The 17,971-nt window shown below is 62.4% G+C and carries 19 protein-coding genes; 1 reads left to right on the top strand and 18 read right to left on the bottom strand.

The features are described from left to right. Nucleotide 1: 1 nt before the first annotated feature. The 18 genes from RTK35_RS06690 to rpmH all read right to left on the bottom strand — a co-directional run bounded on the left by RTK35_RS06690 (nt 2) and on the right by rpmH (nt 15,961). Nucleotides 2-427 (bottom strand): F0F1 ATP synthase subunit epsilon, encoded by a 426-nt coding sequence (locus RTK35_RS06690; RefSeq protein ID WP_044409999.1) that lies wholly within the window; start codon nt 425-427, stop codon nt 2-4. 43 nt (nt 428-470) lie between these two features. Then, entirely contained in the window at nt 471-1,847 is a 1,377-nt protein-coding gene (gene atpD, locus RTK35_RS06695; RefSeq protein WP_044410002.1) for a F0F1 ATP synthase subunit beta, read from the bottom strand. Nucleotides 1,848-1,877: 30 nt separating this feature from the next. Beyond that, nucleotides 1,878-2,738, bottom strand: coding sequence for a F0F1 ATP synthase subunit gamma (gene atpG, locus RTK35_RS06700; protein WP_044410005.1), 861 nt, complete (start codon nt 2,736-2,738; stop codon nt 1,878-1,880). Nucleotides 2,739-2,788: 50 nt separating this feature from the next. Next, on the bottom strand, nt 2,789-4,333 hold the full coding sequence (gene atpA / locus RTK35_RS06705; RefSeq protein WP_044410008.1) for a F0F1 ATP synthase subunit alpha: 1,545 nt from the start codon (nt 4,331-4,333) through the stop codon (nt 2,789-2,791). A 21-nt stretch (nt 4,334-4,354) separates the two neighbouring features. Next, nucleotides 4,355-4,891: a F0F1 ATP synthase subunit delta gene (locus RTK35_RS06710; protein WP_044410011.1), complete on the bottom strand. Its 537-nt coding sequence runs from the start codon at nt 4,889-4,891 to the stop codon at nt 4,355-4,357. Between the two features lie 12 nt (nt 4,892-4,903). Continuing rightward, nucleotides 4,904-5,374: a F0F1 ATP synthase subunit B gene (locus RTK35_RS06715; RefSeq protein ID WP_044410014.1), complete on the bottom strand. Its 471-nt coding sequence runs from the start codon at nt 5,372-5,374 to the stop codon at nt 4,904-4,906. Nucleotides 5,375-5,422: 48 nt separating this feature from the next. Continuing rightward, complete coding sequence (atpE, locus tag RTK35_RS06720; RefSeq protein ID WP_003457994.1) at nt 5,423-5,680, bottom strand: F0F1 ATP synthase subunit C; 258 nt, start codon at nt 5,678-5,680, stop codon at nt 5,423-5,425. Nucleotides 5,681-5,863: 183 nt separating this feature from the next. After that, the gene (gene atpB / locus RTK35_RS06725; protein WP_316907664.1) at nt 5,864-6,733 is read right to left on the bottom strand and encodes a F0F1 ATP synthase subunit A; all 870 of its coding nucleotides are present in this window, start codon (nt 6,731-6,733) and stop codon (nt 5,864-5,866) included. A 16-nt stretch (nt 6,734-6,749) separates the two neighbouring features. Further along, nucleotides 6,750-7,157, bottom strand: coding sequence for a F0F1 ATP synthase subunit I (locus RTK35_RS06730; RefSeq protein ID WP_316907665.1), 408 nt, complete (start codon nt 7,155-7,157; stop codon nt 6,750-6,752). Nucleotides 7,158-7,304: 147 nt separating this feature from the next. Further along, nucleotides 7,305-8,177 carry a ParB/RepB/Spo0J family partition protein gene (locus RTK35_RS06735; RefSeq protein WP_044410025.1) on the bottom strand — a complete coding sequence of 291 codons (873 nt, stop codon included), beginning with the start codon at nt 8,175-8,177 and terminating at the stop codon, nt 7,305-7,307. Between the two features lie 9 nt (nt 8,178-8,186). Next, nucleotides 8,187-8,975, bottom strand: a complete 789-nt coding sequence (locus RTK35_RS06740) for a ParA family protein (protein WP_044410028.1) — start codon at nt 8,973-8,975, stop codon at nt 8,187-8,189. Nucleotides 8,976-8,992: 17 nt separating this feature from the next. Further along, nucleotides 8,993-9,640 carry a 16S rRNA (guanine(527)-N(7))-methyltransferase RsmG gene (gene rsmG, locus RTK35_RS06745; RefSeq protein WP_316907666.1) on the bottom strand — a complete coding sequence of 216 codons (648 nt, stop codon included), beginning with the start codon at nt 9,638-9,640 and terminating at the stop codon, nt 8,993-8,995. Further along, nucleotides 9,640-11,532 (bottom strand): tRNA uridine-5-carboxymethylaminomethyl(34) synthesis enzyme MnmG, encoded by a 1,893-nt coding sequence (gene mnmG, locus RTK35_RS06750; protein ID WP_044410034.1) that lies wholly within the window; start codon nt 11,530-11,532, stop codon nt 9,640-9,642. Before mnmG ends, rsmG begins: the two co-directional genes overlap by 1 nt. 513 nt (nt 11,533-12,045) lie before the next feature. Next, on the bottom strand, nt 12,046-13,413 hold the full coding sequence (gene mnmE, locus RTK35_RS06755) for a tRNA uridine-5-carboxymethylaminomethyl(34) synthesis GTPase MnmE (RefSeq protein WP_316907667.1): 1,368 nt from the start codon (nt 13,411-13,413) through the stop codon (nt 12,046-12,048). 71 nt (nt 13,414-13,484) lie between these two features. After that, a complete protein-coding gene (gene yidC / locus RTK35_RS06760; RefSeq protein ID WP_044410039.1) occupies nt 13,485-15,167 on the bottom strand; it encodes a membrane protein insertase YidC in 1,683 nt (560 codons plus the stop codon). 2 nt (nt 15,168-15,169) lie between these two features. Further along, entirely contained in the window at nt 15,170-15,415 is a 246-nt protein-coding gene (gene yidD, locus RTK35_RS06765; protein ID WP_074969834.1) for a membrane protein insertion efficiency factor YidD, read from the bottom strand. After that, entirely contained in the window at nt 15,408-15,812 is a 405-nt protein-coding gene (gene rnpA / locus RTK35_RS06770; RefSeq protein ID WP_316907668.1) for a ribonuclease P protein component, read from the bottom strand. The genes yidD and rnpA overlap by 8 nt, the downstream gene beginning before the upstream one ends. Nucleotides 15,813-15,826: 14 nt before the next feature. Beyond that, on the bottom strand, nt 15,827-15,961 hold the full coding sequence (gene rpmH / locus RTK35_RS06775) for a 50S ribosomal protein L34 (RefSeq protein WP_003458028.1): 135 nt from the start codon (nt 15,959-15,961) through the stop codon (nt 15,827-15,829). 527 nt (nt 15,962-16,488) lie between these two features. Here rpmH and dnaA point away from each other — a divergent pair. Continuing rightward, complete coding sequence (dnaA, locus tag RTK35_RS06780; protein ID WP_044410048.1) at nt 16,489-17,955, top strand: chromosomal replication initiator protein DnaA; 1,467 nt, start codon at nt 16,489-16,491, stop codon at nt 17,953-17,955. Nucleotides 17,956-17,971: the final 16 nt, after the last annotated feature.

Here is a 17,971-nt window from a genome sequence, read left to right on the forward strand (position 1 = left end):
CTTAGCCGCCGAACTTCTTGCGCAACTGCTGGACGGTACGCAGCTGGGCCGCGGCCTCTGCCAGACGGGCGGCAGCGGAGCTGTAGTCGAACTCCGAGCCCTTCTGGTTCAGCGCCTTCTCAGCGGCCTTGAGGGCCTCCTGAGCAGCGGCTTCGTCCAGGTCACCGGCGCGGACCACGGTGTCGGCCAGGACCTTCACCATGCTCGGCTGCACTTCGAGGAAACCACCGGAGATGTAGAACACCTCCTCCTCTCCGCCCTGCTTGACCAGGCGGATCGGACCCGGCTTGAGATCGGTGATCAGCGGGGCGTGGCCCGGCGTGATACCCAGGTCGCCCAGGTTGCCGTGGGCGATCACCATCTCGACCAGACCGGAGAAGATCTCCGCTTCGGCGCTGACGATATCGCAGTGGACAGTAATAGCCATACGCTTGCCTCACGTAAGCGCCCGTTGCCGGGCGCTCAGGGGGTTACAGTTTCTTGGCTTTCTCGATGGCTTCATCGATGCCGCCGACCATGTAGAACGCCTGCTCGGGCAGGTGGTCGTAGTCACCGTTGAGGATGCCCTTGAAGCCCGCGATGGTGTCCTTCAGGGAAACGTACTTGCCCGGGGAGCCGGTGAAGACTTCGGCCACGAAGAACGGCTGGGACAGGAAGCGCTGGATCTTACGAGCGCGGGCTACCAGTTGCTTGTCCGATTCGGACAGCTCGTCCATGCCGAGGATCGCGATGATGTCCTTCAGCTCCTTGTAGCGCTGCAGTACGTACTGCACGCCACGGGCGGTCTCGTAGTGCTCCTGGCCGATTACCAGCGGGTCCAGCTGACGGCTGGTGGAGTCCAGCGGGTCAACGGCCGGGTAGATACCCAGGGAGGCGATGTCACGGGACAGTACGACGGTGGCGTCCAGGTGGGCGAAGGTGGTCGCCGGGGACGGGTCGGTCAGGTCGTCCGCAGGTACGTATACGGCCTGGATGGAGGTGATCGAACCGGTCTTGGTGGAGGTGATGCGCTCTTGCAGAACGCCCATTTCCTCAGCCAGGGTCGGCTGGTAACCCACAGCGGACGGCATACGACCCAGCAGCGCGGACACTTCGGTACCGGCCAGGGTGTAACGGTAGATGTTGTCGACGAACAGCAGTACGTCGCGACCTTCGTCACGGAACTTCTCGGCCATGGTCAGGCCGGTCAGTGCAACGCGCAGACGGTTGCCCGGCGGCTCGTTCATCTGGCCGTAAACCAGGGCGACCTTGTCCAGTACGTTGGAGTCCTTCATCTCGTGGTAGAAGTCGTTGCCCTCACGGGTACGCTCGCCCACGCCGGCGAACACGGAGTAACCGCTGTGCTCGATGGCGATGTTACGGATGAGTTCCATCATGTTCACGGTCTTGCCCACGCCGGCGCCACCGAACAGGCCTACCTTGCCGCCTTTGGCGAAGGGGCAGACCAGGTCGATCACCTTGATGCCGGTTTCCAGCAGCTCGTTGCCACCCGCCTGGTCGGCGTAGGACGGAGCAGCGCGGTGGATTTCCCAACGCTCTTCTTCGCCGATGGGGCCGGCTTCGTCGATGGGGTTGCCCAGGACGTCCATGATGCGGCCCAGGGTGGCCTTGCCAACCGGGACGGAGATGGCTGCGCCAGTGCTGGTGACGTCCAGGCCACGCTTCAGACCTTCGGTCGAGCCCATGGCAATGGAACGAACCACGCCGTCGCCCAGCTGCTGCTGGACTTCGAGGGTGGTTTCGGCGCCTTGAACTTTCAGCGCCTCGTATACGGCCGGTACCTGATCACGCGGGAATTCCACGTCGATAACGGCGCCGATGATTTGAACGATACGTCCGCTACTCATCTTTGGTTCCTCTGAATATTTGAACCGTTCTTAAACCGCGGCAGCGCCGCCGACGATTTCCGAAATTTCCTGGGTGATCGCTGCCTGACGCGCCTTGTTGTAGATCAGCTGCAGATCGCTGATCAGTTCACCGGCGTTGTCGGTGGCATTCTTCATCGCGATCATCCGCGCAGCCTGCTCGGCGGCGTTGTTCTCGACCACCGCCTGGTACACCTGCGACTCCACGTAACGCACCATCAGCCCGTCGAGGAGCTGCTTGGCGTCGGGTTCGTACAGGTAGTCCCAGTGATGCTTGAGCGCTTCATCCGGAGTCGCCACCAGCGGAACGAGCTGTTCCACAGTGGGCTTCTGCACCATGGTGTTGACGAACTTGTTCGAAACCACGGACAGACGATCGATGCGACCTTCGAGGTAGGCATCGAGCATCACCTTGACGCTGCCGATCAGATCGTTGATCGACGGCTCTTCGCCGAGGTGGCTGATCGCAGCAACGACATTGCCACCAAAGTTGCGGAAGAACGCCGCACCCTTGCTGCCAATCACGCAGAGATCGATCTCCACGCCTTGCTCGCGATTGCTCGCCATGTCCTTGACCAGGGCCTTGAACAGGTTGGTGTTCAAGCCACCGCACAGACCACGGTCCGAACTCACCACGACATAGCCGACGCGCTTGACGGGGCGCTCGATCATGAAGGGGTGGCGGTACTCGGGGTTGGCGTTGGCCAGATGACCGATCACCTGGCGGATGCGCTCCGCGTACGGACGGCTGGCAGCCATGCGCTGCTGAGCCCTGCGCATCTTGCTGACGGCCACCTTTTCCATGGCGCTGGTGATCTTCTGCGTGCTTTTGATGCTCGCAATCTTGCTGCGAATCTCTTTTGCGCCTGCCATTTGACACCTTTCGGGTTAGCAGGCGGGGGCCCTGGGGCCCCCGCTGCGGCTTACCAGGTTTGGGTGGCCTTGAACTTCTCGATGCCGGACTTGATGCCTGCGTCGATTTCGTCGTTGAAGTCACCTTTCTCGTTGATCTTGGCCATCAGTGCGGCCAGCTCACGGTTGAAGTAACCCAGCAGGGCTGCTTCGAAGGCGCCAACTTTGTTCACGTCCACATCGGTCAGGAAGCCACGCTCGGCAGCGTACAGGGACACGGACATGTCAGCGATGGACATGGGCGCGTACTGCTTCTGCTTCATCAGCTCGGTAACGCGCTGACCGTGTTCCAGCTGCTTGCGGGTGGCTTCGTCCAGGTCGGAGGCGAACTGGGCGAAGGCCGCCAGTTCACGGTACTGGGCGAGTGCGGTACGGATGCCACCGGACAGCTTCTTGATGATCTTGGTCTGGGCGGCGCCACCCACGCGGGATACCGAGATACCGGCGTTGACGGCCGGACGGATACCCGAGTTGAACATGGCGGATTCCAGGAAGATCTGACCGTCGGTGATGGAGATCACGTTGGTCGGAACGAACGCGGAAACGTCACCAGCCTGGGTTTCGATGATCGGCAGGGCGGTCAGGGAACCGGTCTTGCCTTTCACTTCGCCGTTGGTGAACTTCTCGACGTATTCCTCGGAAACGCGGGATGCGCGCTCCAGCAGGCGGCTGTGGAGATAGAACACGTCGCCCGGGTAGGCTTCGCGGCCCGGCGGGCGGCGCAGCAGCAGGGAGATCTGGCGATAGGCGACGGCCTGCTTGGACAGGTCATCGTAGACGATCAGGGCGTCTTCACCGCGGTCGCGGAAGTATTCGCCCATGGTGCAGCCGGCGTAGGGAGCCAGGAACTGCAGCGCAGCGGATTCGGAAGCCGAGGCAGCCACCACGATGGTGTTGGCCAGGGCGCCGGTTTCTTCCAGCTTGCGTACGACGTTGGCGATGGTCGATTGCTTCTGACCGATGGCTACGTAGACGCAGCGGATGCCGCTGTTCTTCTGGTTGATGATGGCGTCGACAGCCAGGGCGGTCTTGCCGATCTGACGGTCACCGATGATCAGCTCGCGCTGGCCACGGCCGACCGGGATCATGGCGTCAACCGACTTGTAGCCGGTCTGTACCGGCTGGTCGACCGACTTACGCCAGATCACGCCCGGAGCCACTTTCTCGACAGCGTCGGTGGCTTTGGCATTGATCGGGCCCTTGCCATCGATCGGGTTGCCCAGTGCGTCGACGACGCGGCCCAGCAGTTCCGGACCAACCGGGACTTCCAGGATGCGGCCGGTGCACTTGGCGCTCATGCCTTCGGCCAGGCTCAGGTAGCTGCCCAGTACCACGGCACCTACGGAGTCCTGCTCCAGGTTCAGTGCCATGCCGTAGACGCCACCCGGGAACTCGATCATCTCGCCGTACATCACGTCGGCCAGGCCGTGGATGCGGACGATACCGTCGGAGACGGAGACGATGGTGCCTTCGTTGCGGGCTTGGGAAGAGACGTCGAGTTTCTCGATACGCCCCTTGATGATTTCACTAATTTCGGAAGGATTGAGTTGCTGCATTGCTCTGCTGCCCCTTCAAACTCAAGATTTCAACGCTTCGGCCAGCTTCGCGATCTTGCCGCGAACCGAGCCATCGATAACCAGGTCGCCGGCACGGATCACGACACCGCCGATGAGGCTGGTGTCTTCCGCAGCGTGCAGTCGCACTTCCCGGCCAAGCCGAGCGCTGAGAACCTTGGCGAGTTTGTCTTGCTGTTCAGTGTTCAATGCGAAGGCACTGGTGACTTCCACGTCGATCGACTTCTCCTGCTCGGCCTTGTACAGCTCGAACAGTTCGACGATCTCCGGCAACAAGCCGATGCGGCCGTTTTCGGAGAGGACGCGGATGAAATTGCCTACCTGAGCATCGAATTTGTCGCCAACCACCTCGATGAAGGTGTTGGCTTTCTCTTCGCTCGTCAGACGCGGGGCTTTGAGCACCTGCTGCATGGTGGTGTCCTGAGACACCGCAGCGGCCAGGCCAAGCATGGCCGACCAGGCGGCCAGCTGCTGATGGGCCTGGGCGTACTCGAAAGCCGCCTTGGCGTAAGGTCGGGCCAGCGTGGTCAGTTCTGCCATGATCGCCCTCGCTTAGATTTCGGCGGCCAGTTTGTTAACCAGCTCCGCGTGCGCGTTTTGATCGATAGTGGCACCCAGGATCTTCTCGGCACCGCTGACGGCCAGGCTACCCAGTTGGGCACGCAGCGCGTCTTTGACACCGTTGAGTTCCTGCTCGATCTCGGCCTGAGCCTGCGCCTTGAGGCGCTCGCCTTCGGTGCGGGCCTGATCGCGAGCTTCGTCGACGATCTGGGTAGCACGCTTCTTGGCTTGCTCGATGATTTCAGCTGCCTGAGTCTTGGCCTCGCGCAGTTGCTGGGCCACTTTCTCGTGGGCCAGCTCCAGGTCACGAGCCGCGCGGTTGGCAGCGTCCAGGCCGTCGGCGATCTTCTTCTGACGGTCGCGCAGTGCCGTGATGACCGGAGGCCACACGAACTTCATGCAGAACAGTACGAAGATGAAGAACGCGACGGACTGGCCGATCAGGGTTGCATTAATATTCACGCCAACACCTCGCTCGTTCGTTGTCAGTCCAATTCCCTAAGGAAGGGATTACTGGGCTACCTGAGCAATGAACGGGTTAGCGAAGGTGAAGAACAGAGCGATACCAACGCCGATCATGGTCACGGCGTCCAGCAGGCCGGCGACGATGAACATTTTGACCTGCAGCATCGGGACCATTTCCGGCTGGCGAGCAGCGCCTTCCAGGAACTTGCCACCCAGCAGACCGAAGCCGATAGCGGTACCCAGGGCACCCAGACCAATCAGCAGAGCTACGGCGATCGCGGTGAGACCTACTACAGTTTCCATTTTTCCTCCCGACTTTATGTCGTGTTGGTTAGGTTTAAGTGAAGCGGTAGAACGAAATCGTTTTGGTGTTCCCATCGCCCTTTCGGGCATTCCCGCGCGGACTGCGGCGGGACCATCGCTAGCCTGAGACGCCTCCTGCTGTTCCTCCCCGAGGGGAAGACAGCCAGGAGGCGCCGCGCGCTATCAATGGTTGTCTTCGTGCGCCATCGACAGGTAGACGATGGTCAGCATCATGAAGATGAAGGCCTGCAGGGTGATGATCAGGATGTGGAACACGGCCCACGCCCACTGCAGGGCGATGCCAAGGCCGCTGAGCAGCAGGATGCCGGCACCGAACATCACGGCGATCAGGATGAACACCAGTTCGCCGGCGTACATGTTGCCGAACAGTCGCAGGGCGAGGGAGATCGGCTTGGCGATCAGGGTGACGAATTCGAGCAGGAAGTTCACCGGGATCAGCAGGATCTGCACGGCGATGTTCTTGCTGCTGAAGGGGTGCAGGGTCAGTTCGCCGATGAAGCCGCCGATGCCTTTCACCTTGATGCTGTAGAAGATGATCAGGGCGAACACGGAGAAGGCCATGCCCAGGGTCGCGTTCGGGTCGGTGGTCGGTACGGCGCGGAAGAACAGGTGCTCGTTGCCGGTGATCTTGGCGGCCAGCATCGGAATCCAGTCCACCGGGACCAGGTCGATGGCGTTCATCAGGAAGATCCAGACGAAGATGGTCAGCGCCAGCGGGGCGATCAGCGGGTTACGGCCGTGGAAGGTGTCTTTGACGTTGGTATCGACGAAGTCGACCATCACTTCCACCAAGTTCTGCAGGCCACCGGGAACGCCGGAGGTGGCCTTCTTGGCCGCCATGCGGAACAGGAAGACGAACAGCAGACCGAGGCCGATGGACCAGCCGAGGGTGTCCAAGTGGAACGCCCAGAAGCCCATTTCCTTGGCTTGTTCGGCGGTGTGGGCGAAGCCCCACTCGCCGGACGGCAGCTTACCGAAGGTCAGGTTTTGCAGGTGGTGCTGGATATAGCCCGAAGCGGTTTGCTCTGCCATGTTTGCCTCAAACGCCCTAAGGTTTCGAATATCTTGTTCTCATCAGCAGGGGAGCGAACCAGCTGACCGATTGCGTCAGCAGGAAGGCACCGAACAAGGCCGGCGCCTCCAGTGGTTTCACGCCTGCAAACGTCAGTGCGAAAAGCACTGCCGTCAGAATCAACTTGCCCATCTCGCCGGCGTAGAACGACCGGACGATCGCCTGGGCTGCCCGGGCACCGCTGTAGCGGAAGGCCTTGTGGGCGAAGTACAGGTTCGGCAACCAGGCGATAAACCCACCGCACAAGCCAGAGTACCCGGCGACCGTGCCGCGCCACTGCCAAAGAACGACGGTGGCGATCAGCAATACGACCCCTTGGACGAGTAGCACCGGGAAGACCGGTAGACGATGGAAGGGCAAGCGATTCGGCGTGCGGATATCCATCGCAGCATGTCCTCTGAGTCGGCGCCTTGAATCAATGACTTGGCATACTTTGTGCCGACAAAATTGCGCGCAGAGTATAGGGGCCTAACCCCCCCCGTTCAACTGCCCGGTAGTGAAATCCGACTATCCGCTACATGCCCAGATGTTTCAGCGGATGTGGGCCAGGACACCCTGCAATTCGTCGAGGGAGTTGTAGCGGATCACCAGCTGTCCCTTGCCCTTCTGCCCGTGCTTGATCTGCACCGGAGCGCCCAGGCGCTCAGCCAGGCGCTGTTCGAGCCGGCTGATGTCCGGGTCGGACTTGACCGCTTCGACAGGCTTCTCGCGGGTGTTCAGCCACTGCCTCACCAGTGCCTCGGTTTGGCGCACGGTGAGCCCGCGTGCGACAACATGTCGCGCGCCTTCCACCTGGCGTTCCAGGGGCAGGCCGAGCAGTGCACGGGCATGGCCCATTTCCAGGTCGCCATGGGCCAGGAGGGTCTTCACCTCTTCCGGCAGGCCGATCAGGCGCAGCAGGTTGGTGATGGTGACGCGGGACTTGCCCACCGCTTCGGCCACCTGTTGCTGGGTGAGCTGGAACTCCTGCTGCAGACGCTGAAGCGCCACGGCCTCTTCGATCGGGCTGAGGTCTTCACGCTGGATGTTCTCGATCAGCGCCATGGCGATGGCGGCTTCGTCCGGCACCTCACGCACCAGGGCCGGGATGCGGTCCAGGCCGGCCTGCTGGCTGGCACGCCAGCGGCGCTCACCGGCAATGATCTCGAAGCGGCCGCCACCGATGGGGCGCACCACGATGGGTTGCATGACGCCCTGGGCCTTGATCGACTGGGCTAGCTCTTCGAGGGCGGTGGGATCCATGTCCCGGCGGGGTTGGTACTTGCCACGCTGGATCAGGTCCAGGGGCAGGTTCTGCAGCTCGCGAGTATCGGCCTTGCTGGCCTCCTCCTGCAGGACGGTGGCGTTGTTGCCGCCCAGCAGGGCGTCCAGGCCACGACCCAGGCCTCGTTTTTTCGCTGCCATGCGGTTTCCTTATGCGGTAGCTGTTCTGGCGCCGGCGCGCTGTCGGCGAACCACTTCGCCAGCCAGCGCAAGGTAGGCGATGGCGCCACGGGATTGCTTGTCGTACACCAGCGCCGGCATGCCGAAGCTGGGCGCCTCGGCGAGGCGTACGTTGCGGGGGATGACGGCGTCGTAGAGCTTGTCGCCGAAGTGCTCCTTGAGCTGGGCGCTGACGTCGTTGGTGAGGCTGATGCGCGGATCGTACATGGTGCGCAGCAGGCCTTCGATCTTCAGTTCGGGGTTCAGCAACTGGCCAATGCGCTGGATGCTGTTGATCAGGTCGGACAGTCCTTCCAGTGCGTAGTACTCGCACTGCATGGGGATGATCACGCCATCGGCCGCCACTAGGGCGTTGATGGTGAGCATCGACAGGGACGGCGGGCAGTCGATGAGGATGTAGTCGTAGTTCTCTCGCACCGGTGCAAGGGCATAGCGCAGGCGGCTTTCCTTCATCTTCATTTCCAGCAGGGCCACTTCCGCCGCGGTCAGGTCGCGGTTGGCCGGCAGTAACTGGTAGCCACCGTGCTCGGAGAACTGCATGGCGTCGGCCAGGTCGCACTCGCCGATCAAGACGTCATAGATGGAATGCTCCAGGGCGTGCTTGTCGATGCCGCTGCCCATGGTGGCGTTGCCCTGGGGATCGAGGTCGATCAGCAGGACACGACGCTTGGTGGCGACCAGCGACGCAGCCAGGTTGATGCAGGTGGTGGTCTTGCCCACTCCGCCCTTCTGGTTGGCGATCGCGAATACCTTGGCCATGGCTGCCTTACCCCCCTTCATTCCGTGCGGCGCAGTATCAGCAGATGGCGTTGGCCTTGGCAACCGGGAACCGCGAGGGTGTGCTCCGCTTCGACCTTGAAGTCATCGGGCATGCGCGCCAGTTCGTCATCCGGGCGCAGCCCCTTCATGGCCAGCCAGTGGGTGTCGCGGTCGCCCAGGTGGCGGGTCCAGTTGGCGAAGTCCTCCAGGGCACTGAATGCGCGGGAGACGACGCCGGCGAAGGGTTGCTGCGGACGGAAGGCTTCGACGCGTGCGTTGACCACACCGAGGTTGTCCAGACCGAGCTCCAGCTTCACCTGGGTGAGGAAGCGGGTCTTCTTTCCGTTGGAGTCCAGCAGGGTGAAGCGACGCTCGGGGAACAGGATCGCCAGGGGCACACCGGGCATGCCGCCGCCGCTGCCGACGTCGAGCCAGTCATTGCCGCGCTCGGCGACGAAGGGCACCACGCTGAGGCTGTCCAGCAGATGGCGCGACACCATCTCGTCCGGGTTGCGCACCGCGGTGAGGTTGTAGGCCTTGTTCCACTTGATCAGCAGGGCCAGGTAGCCCATCAGCAGCTCATGCTGACGGGCATCGAGCGCTACGCCCAGGGTCGCAGCGCCCTGGGTCAGTTCTTCGGCGTGCCGGGAGGTGACGAGGGACATCAGGCACTTCTCTCCAGCGACTGACCGGCACCACGCTTCTTCAGATGGATCAGCAGCAGCGAGATGGCCGCCGGGGTGACGCCGGGGATGCGCGAGGCCTGTCCCAGGGTCTCCGGACGGGCGTTGCCCAGCTTGTGCTGGATCTCCTTGGACAGGCCGGAGATGGCGGCGTAGTCCAGGTCATCGGGCAGGCGGGTGTTCTCGCTGGCGCGCAGGCGAGCGATCTCGTCCTGTTGGCGGTCGATGTAGCCGGCGTACTTGGTCTTGATCTCCACCTGTTCGGCCACCTGCGGATCCTCGGCGCCGTTGCCGGTCACTTCCACCAGGCCGGCGTAGTCGATCTCCGGGCGGCTGAGCAGGTTGAGCAGGTTGTATTCGTGGGTGAGCGGCGTGCCGAAACGCTCGGCGATGGCATCGCCCTGGGGCGTACCGGGGCGTACCCAGGTGCTCTTCAGGCGCTGCTCTTCCAGGGCGATGCCCTCGCGCTTGGCCTCGAAGGCGGCCCAGCGGCGGTCGTCCACCAGGCCCAGTTCGCGACCTTTTTCGGTCAGGCGCAGGTCGGCGTTGTCCTCGCGGAGGATCAGCCGGTACTCGGCCCGCGAGGTGAACATGCGGTAGGGCTCCTGGGTGCCCAGGGTGATCAGGTCATCCACCAGTACGCCGATGTAGGCCTCGTCGCGACGTGGGCACCAGGCTTCACGGCCCTGGGCACGCAGTGCGGCATTGGCGCCGGCCAACAGGCCCTGTGCACCGGCCTCTTCGTAGCCGGTGGTGCCGTTGATCTGCCCGGCGAAGAACAGGCCGCCGATGACCTTTGTCTCCAGGCTGTACTTGAGGTCGCGCGGGTCGAAGTAGTCGTACTCGATGGCGTACCCGGGACGCACGATGTGGGCGTTCTCCATGCCACGGATGGAGCGGACGATGTCCAGTTGCACATCGAAGGGCAGCGAGGTGGAGATGCCGTTCGGGTACAGCTCGTGGGTGGTCAGGCCTTCCGGCTCAAGGAACACCTGGTGGCTGTCCTTGTCGGCGAAGCGGTGGATCTTGTCCTCGATCGACGGGCAGTAGCGCGGGCCTACCCCTTCGATGACCCCCGAGTACATCGGCGAGCGGTCGAGGTTGCTGGCGATGATCTCGTGGGTGCGGGCATTGGTGTGTGTGATCCAGCAACTGACCTGGCGCGGGTGCTGCTCCTTATTGCCCAGGAAGGACATCACCGGGATCGGCGTATCGCCGGGTTGCTCGGTCATCACCGAGAAGTCGACGGAGCGACCATCGATGCGCGGCGGGGTGCCGGTCTTCAGGCGTCCGACCCGCAGGGGCAGCTCACGCAGGCGATGAGCCAGGGCGATGGACGGCGGGTCTCCGGCACGACCACCTGAATAGTTCTGCAGCCCAATGTGGATAAGTCCGCCGAGGAAGGTGCCAGTGGTCAGTACCACGGATTCGGCATGGAAGCGCAGGCCCATCTGGGTCACGACGCCCTTCACCTGGTCGTTTTCCACAATCAGGTCGTCACAGGCCTGCTGGAATATCCACAGGTTCGGCTGGTTTTCCAGGATCTCGCGAATGGCCGCCTTGTAGAGGACACGGTCAGCCTGGGCACGCGTAGCGCGTACTGCCGGGCCCTTGCGGCTGTTGAGTACGCGGAACTGGATGCCGCCCAGGTCGGTGGCAGTGGCCATGGCGCCACCCAGTGCATCGATTTCCTTGACCAGGTGGCTCTTGCCGATGCCGCCGATGGCCGGGTTGCAGCTCATCTGGCCCAGGGTTTCGACGTTATGGGTCAGCAGCAAGGTCTTAACGCCCATGCGGGCGGATGCCAGCGCGGCCTCGGTACCGGCATGACCGCCGCCGATCACGATCACGTCAAAACGGGAAGGGAAATCCACCACGCACCTCGTGCCTGTTCTGGAAGGGGGAAATAGGGAAGGCCGCAAGTATAGGGATTTAACCTTCTTGAATGAAGCCTTCTGCACAAAAAATAGCCAATTAGTGATTCCGCAAGTTTTCCACACTCGCTTCCCCTGACTAACCCGTCTTGTGGAAAACCTTCGTGGGTAGAAAAAGAAAAGAGAAGAGAATTTCTTAAAGAGCTTGTTCTTGTGTTTATGTATGGTGAAGCACCTTTCTGTGGATAAGTAACTGTCAGCCCCTAAACACAATGCTTGTAGCCAAGGATAAGCCTGTCAAGTTCCTGGCGGTTTCCTGGGGGATGCCCGTGTCGGGCCTGTGGATGAAAGATGCGCTTATGCACAGGGCAGTTATCCTCCGTCTTTTACCCAGGGTTATGGACGGGGTTCAGGCCAGGTTATCAACAGGGTTTATTCGGCGCGCAGGCGCCCATTCCACGCTGCCGTGGGTTGGCAGCATGGGTAGGGGGAAGTGGTCGTGGGGGGGAGCGGCTACTTGCCGATGCAGAAGCTGGAGAAGATCCGGCCCAGGAGGTCGTCGGAGCTGAATGCACCGGTGATTTCGCCCAGGGCCTGCTGTGCAAGGCGCAGGTCTTCCGCCAGCAGCTCGCCAGCGCCCAGGTGGGTGAGCTGATCACGGCCATGATCCAGATGGGCACCGGCCTGCCGCAGGGATTCCAGGTGCCGGCGGCGAGCGCTGAAGCTGCTCTCTGCGGTCTGCTCGTAGCCCATGCAGGCCTTGAGGTGATCCCGCAGCAGCTCAAGGCCGGCGCCGGAGCGTGCACTGAGGCTCAGGGTGGCGTGGCCGTCGGCGGAGATTTCCAGCCCCACGGCTTCGCCGCTCAGGTCCGCCTTGTTGCGGATCAGCGTCACCCGAGAGGGGGCGGGCGAGGTGTCGAGGAACTCCGGCCAGAGGGCGAAGGGGTCGGCCGCTTCCGGTGCACTGGCGTCCACGACCAACAGGACGCGGTCAGCCTCGTTGATGGCCTTCAGGGCACGTTCCACGCCGATCTTTTCCACATGGTCGTCGGTGCTGCGCAAGCCGGCGGTGTCCACCACGTGCAGGGGCATGCCGTCGATGTGGATATGTTCACGCAGCACGTCTCGGGTGGTACCGGCGATGTCGGTGACGATGGCTGCCTCTCGCCCCGCCAGGGCATTCAGCAGGCTGGACTTGCCGGCATTGGGGCGCCCGGCGATGACCACGGTCATGCCATCCCGCAGCAAGGCGCCCTGCCCTGCTTCCTTGAGGACTGTGGATAAGTCCGTGCGAACGCCGTCCAGCAGGCCGAGCACATGGCCATCGGCGAGGAAGTCGATTTCCTCTTCCGGAAAGTCGATGGCGGCCTCGACATAGATGCGCAACTGGATGAGTCGCTCGGTCAACCCGTGTACCCGAGCCGAGAAAGCGCCCTGCAGGGAGCGCAGGGCATTTCGCGCGGCCTGTTCGGAGCTGGCTTCGATCAGGTCGGCGATCGCCTCGGCCTGGGCCAGGTCGAGCTTGTCGTTGAGGAAGGCGCGCTCGCTGAACTCACCAGGGCGTGCCAGGCGTGCGCCCAACGCGAGGCAGCGCTTGAGCAGCAGGTCCAGCACCACGGGGCCGCCATGGCCCTGCAACTCCAGGACGTCTTCCCCGGTGAAGGAGTTCGGCCCGGGGAAGTACAGGGCAATTCCTTCGTCCAGAGCACCGTTCTCGCCGTCCCGGAAGGCGCCGTAATGGGCGAAGCGGGGCTTGAGTGAGCGACCGGTGACGGCCTCGCCGATCTGTCCCGCCAGGGGACCCGAGACGCGCACGATACCGACACCACCCCGACCCTGGGCGGTGGCGACGGCGGCGATGGTTTCACGGGGCGCGTTCATGGGCTCTCCTTCAACGAGCGGATAGCAAGACGCCCCACGATGGGGGCGTCTTTTTTCAGGCGGTTCTGGCGTCAGGCACTGGCCTTGGTGGACGCTTCGATCTGCCGCGTAATGTACCACTGCTGTGCAATGGACAGGCAGTTGTTGACCACCCAGTAGATCACCAGGCCGGCCGGGAACCACAGGAAGAAGAAGGTGAAGATCACCGGCATCAGCTTGAGGACCTTGGCCTGCATGGGGTCCGGCGGGGTCGGGTTCAGGTGCTGCTGGATGAACATGGTGGCGCCCATGATGATCGGCAGGATGAAGAACGGATCCTTGATCGACAGGTCGGTGATCCAGAACATCCAGGGGGCCTGGCGCATCTCGACGCTTTCCAGCAGTACCCAGTACAGGGCCAGGAACACCGGCATCTGCACCAGGATCGGCAGGCAGCCGCCCAGCGGGTTGATCTTCTCTTTCTTGTACAGCTCCATCATCGCCTGGGACATCTTCTGGCGATCGTCACCGAACTGTTCCTTCAGCGCCTGCAGCTTGGGCGATACGGCACGCATGCGGGCCATGGACTTGTAGCTGGCGGCGGAGAGGGGGAAGAAGGCGAGCTTGATCAGCACGGTCAGGGCGATGATCGACCAGCCCCAGTTGCCGATCAGGCTGTGGATATGTTGCAGCAGCCAGAAGATCGGCTGAGCGATGAACCACAGGAAGCCGTAGTCGACGGTCAGTTCCAGGCCTGGGGACAGTTCCTTCAGGTGGTTCTGGATCTTCGGACCGGCGTACAGCACGGCCGAGCTTTCACCCTGGCCACCCGCGGCGACGTTGAGGCTGGAGCCGACGAAACCGACGATGTAGTTGCCCTTGGTGTCCTTGCGGGTCTGGATGATGCTGGTCTGGCCTTTTTCAGGAATCCAGGCCGTCACGAAGTAGTGCTGCAGCCAGGCGACCCAGCCGCCATCGACGGTTTCCTTGAACTCCTGCTTGTCGATGTCCTTGATGGAAATCTTCTTGTAGGGCTCGCTCGGGGTCCAGACGGCGGCACCCAGGTAGGTGGAGACGCCGGTGGCGGTGCTGGAGGACGGATCACCGCTGCCGTCACGCTTGAGCTGGGCATAGAGGTTGCCGGTCCAGGGCTGGCCGCTCTGGTTATCGATGCGGTAGGTCACCTTCAGGTCGTACTGGCCGCGGGTGAAGGTGAAGCGCTTGGTGTAGTTCACACCGGCGTCGCTGTAGGTCAGGTCGACCACCAGCTGATCCTGACCGTCGGCCAACTTGTACTGACGCTGGGCAGAGGCATACATCGGGCGACCGCTGGCACGACCATCCGGGCCATTGGCACCGATCAGACCGCTCTGGGCCAGGTAGGTACGCTCGTTGCCGTTGTCGAACAGCTGGAACGGAACATCCGGGTGATCCTGGCGACGGGGGTACTTCGGCAGCGTCAGCTGGACGATGTCACCACCGTTCGGGTCGATGGCGATGTTCAGCACGTCGGTGTCGACACGGATCAGCTCGTTGCTCGGCGCGCTCTGTGCCGTCATGGGGGCGCTGGCCTGGCCAGGTCCCTCGGCGGTGGGCACGTCGTCGCTGCTGCGTTGGGCCGGCGAACCGGTTTCCGGCAGGGAAGACGGTGCACTGGAGGCAGCGGTGCTGGTGGTCGGCAGTGCGGCCTGGCCGTAGTCCTGGTTCCACTGGAGAACCATGAGGTAGGACACGATCGCCAGGGCGACTATCAGGATCGAGCGTTGGATATCCATGATTACTCGGCCATCGAAGAGGATTGGGATGTGTTGGCAGGGGGAACCGGGTCATAGCCGCCGGGGTTCCAGGGGTGACAGCGACCCAGTCGGCGCAGGGTCAGCCAGCCACCACGCAGGACGCCATGACGTTCGATGGCCTCCTGTGCATAACAGGAACAGCTGGGATAGAAGCGGCAGTGACTGGCCATCAGCGGGCTGATGGCGTAGCGATAGAACTGGATCGGAACGAGGGCCAGTTTACGCATGAGGGGTGTCGGCCATCCCTGGTTCGGTCGGAGACTCAGGGCGAGGCCGGCTGCGTGCAAGGCGCTTCCAGAGTTTGCCGAATTGCTGCTTGAGCTCTTCGTTCTCCAGATCGCCCAGGCCTCGCTTGGCCACGATCACGATGTCCCAGCCGGCCAGCAACTCGAGATTGTGGCGGAAGGATTCGCGTATCTGGCGTTTGAGGCGGTTGCGCTCGACGGACAGCTTGACGCTCTTCTTGCCGATCACCATGCCCAAGCGGGGATGATTGAGGGCGTTGTCACGTGCGAGCAGCAGGACATTCCTGCCGGGGACCTTGCCGGAAGGGGAGTCGAAGACCGCCTTGAATTGCCGGGGGACCAGCAGTCGCTTTTCCCGGCCGAAGCCTCGACTCACCACCTGTTCCGGGTGAATCAGACGGTCAGGCGCTTGCGGCCCTTGGCGCGGCGACGCGACAGGACTTGGCGGCCGTTCTTGGTGGCCATACGAGCACGGAAACCGTGGGTACGAGCGCGCTTGAGGGTGCTGGGCTGGAAAGTGCGTTTCATGATTCGTTACCTGGTTGATCACAACGGGCCGAGGTGGCCCCCGTTTAAGAGACCGGCAATTCTAGAGAAATGGCGTGAGCAGGTCAATTTCCAACCAGCGATGAATCCCAGGCAGGAATAGATAGAAAAGAAGACGGATTAAAGAAGGATGAATGAGCTTATAGATGTAGTGAGAGCCTCTGCCTGTGGAAAACTGCCTCAAGTGGCCGGGTTGCGCACAAGCTGGCCCGGGAAAAGCCTGTCAGCAAGTCGGGGAGCAGCTGTGCCGGGGCTGTTGGCAAGCGGGGCATAATTCGGTCCGTTGTCCACAGGCTCTTTGTGCACTGGGTTATCCAGGGCCTTGTATACCGAGCTAAGCGGTCGTTATCCACAGCTTTCACGGGCTATCCCAGGTGCTGCGTGGTGCGTCAATAAGACATTGATTTTCCTTGGCGAATCGACGAATTGCATGTGGATAACTTAGCCGCTGACCGCTACACTATGCGCCAGCTTTTTCACCGCACTCCTTTCCTACCTGGGGGACATCCGTGTCAGTGGAACTTTGGCAGCAGTGCGTCGATCTTCTGCGCGACGAACTGCCCGCCCAGCAATTCAACACCTGGATCCGTCCGTTGCAGGTCGAGGCCGAGGGTGACGAACTCCGGGTCTACGCCCCCAATCGTTTCGTATTGGACTGGGTCAATGAAAAGTACATGGGTCGCCTGCTGGAGTTGCTCAGTGAGCGAGGCAATGGCCTGGCGCCTGCGCTGTCGTTGCTGATCGGCAGCAAGCGCAACCCACCGCCGCCCCGTGTCGCGCCCGTTCCGGTTTCCGCGCCACCTGTGATCACCCCTGCGCCCGTTGCGCCGGTGGCTGCACAGCGTGTCGAGACCGTCGAGGAAAGCCGCGCGAGCCTCGATCCGCTCGCCTCCGTCTCGGCACCGCCCGCCGTTCGCACGGAGCGTTCGGTGCAGGTCGAGGGGGCGTTGAAGCACACCAGCTACCTGAACCGCACCTTCACCTTCGAGAACTTCGTCGAAGGCAAGTCCAACCAGTTGGCCCGTGCTGCAGCCTGGCAAGTGGCGGACAACCCGAAGCACGGCTACAACCCGCTCTTCCTTTATGGGGGGGTGGGCCTCGGCAAGACCCACCTGATGCACGCGGTGGGTAACCACCTGCTGAAGAAGAACCCCAACGCGAAGATCGTTTATCTTCACTCCGAGCGTTTCGTCGCTGACATGGTCAAGGCGCTGCAGCTGAATGCGATCAACGAATTCAAGCGCTTCTACCGCTCGGTGGACGCGCTGCTCATCGACGACATCCAGTTCTTCGCCCGCAAGGAGCGTTCCCAGGAGGAGTTCTTCCACACCTTCAACGCCCTGCTGGAGGGTGGCCAACAGGTGATCCTCACCAGTGACCGCTATCCGAAGGAGATCGAGGGGCTCGAGGAGCGCCTGAAGTCCCGCTTTGGCTGGGGCCTGACGGTGGCCGTGGAGCCGCCGGAGCTGGAGACCCGTGTGGCGATCCTGATGAAGAAGGCCGAGCAGGCCAAGGTCGACCTGCCCCACGATGCCGCGTTCTTCATCGCCCAGCGCATCCGCTCCAACGTCCGTGAGCTGGAAGGTGCGCTCAAGCGGGTCATCGCCCATGCGCACTTCATGGGGCGCGAGATCACCATCGAGCTGATCCGTGAATCCCTGAAGGACCTGCTGGCCCTGCAGGACAAGCTGGTCAGCATCGACAACATCCAGCGCATCGTCGTCGAGTACTACAAGATCAAGATGTCGGACATGCTGTCCAAGCGCCGCTCGCGCTCCGTCGCGCGGCCGCGCCAGGTGGCCATGGCACTGTCCAAGGAACTGACCAACCACAGCTTGCCGGAAATCGGCGACGCCTTTGGTGGACGAGACCACACGACTGTTCTGCATGCCTGTCGTAAGATTGCGGAACTCAGGGAATCCGACGCGGATATCCGCGAGGACTACAAGAACCTGCTGCGTACACTGACCACGTGACCGTTCAAGCGCAGCC

The sequence above is a fragment of the Pseudomonas sp. zfem003 genome (assembly GCF_032621675.1).
Taxonomy (GTDB): Bacteria; Pseudomonadota; Gammaproteobacteria; order Pseudomonadales; family Pseudomonadaceae; genus Metapseudomonas; species Metapseudomonas otitidis.

Excerpts from the sequence above, each read along its gene's own strand:
- yidC (WP_044410039.1), bottom strand. The coding sequence starts at position 15,167 with ATGGATATCCAACGCTCGATCCTGATAGTCGCCCTGGCGATCGTGTCC.
- atpA (WP_044410008.1), bottom strand. The coding sequence starts at position 4,333 with ATGCAGCAACTCAATCCTTCCGAAATTAGTGAAATCATCAAGGGGCGT.
- RTK35_RS06690 (WP_044409999.1), bottom strand. The coding sequence starts at position 427 with ATGGCTATTACTGTCCACTGCGATATCGTCAGCGCCGAAGCGGAGATC.
- rpmH (WP_003458028.1), bottom strand. The coding sequence starts at position 15,961 with ATGAAACGCACTTTCCAGCCCAGCACCCTCAAGCGCGCTCGTACCCAC.
- mnmE (WP_316907667.1), bottom strand. The coding sequence starts at position 13,413 with ATGAACGCGCCCCGTGAAACCATCGCCGCCGTCGCCACCGCCCAGGGT.
- atpE (WP_003457994.1), bottom strand. The coding sequence starts at position 5,680 with ATGGAAACTGTAGTAGGTCTCACCGCGATCGCCGTAGCTCTGCTGATT.
- atpG (WP_044410005.1), bottom strand. The coding sequence starts at position 2,738 with ATGGCAGGCGCAAAAGAGATTCGCAGCAAGATTGCGAGCATCAAAAGC.
- RTK35_RS06740 (WP_044410028.1), bottom strand. The coding sequence starts at position 8,975 with ATGGCCAAGGTATTCGCGATCGCCAACCAGAAGGGCGGAGTGGGCAAG.
- RTK35_RS06730 (WP_316907665.1), bottom strand. The coding sequence starts at position 7,157 with ATGGATATCCGCACGCCGAATCGCTTGCCCTTCCATCGTCTACCGGTC.
- atpB (WP_316907664.1), bottom strand. The coding sequence starts at position 6,733 with ATGGCAGAGCAAACCGCTTCGGGCTATATCCAGCACCACCTGCAAAAC.
- yidD (WP_074969834.1), bottom strand. The coding sequence starts at position 15,415 with ATGCGTAAACTGGCCCTCGTTCCGATCCAGTTCTATCGCTACGCCATC.
- atpD (WP_044410002.1), bottom strand. The coding sequence starts at position 1,847 with ATGAGTAGCGGACGTATCGTTCAAATCATCGGCGCCGTTATCGACGTG.
- RTK35_RS06710 (WP_044410011.1), bottom strand. The coding sequence starts at position 4,891 with ATGGCAGAACTGACCACGCTGGCCCGACCTTACGCCAAGGCGGCTTTC.
- rsmG (WP_316907666.1), bottom strand. The coding sequence starts at position 9,640 with ATGTCCCTCGTCACCTCCCGGCACGCCGAAGAACTGACCCAGGGCGCT.
- RTK35_RS06735 (WP_044410025.1), bottom strand. The coding sequence starts at position 8,177 with ATGGCAGCGAAAAAACGAGGCCTGGGTCGTGGCCTGGACGCCCTGCTG.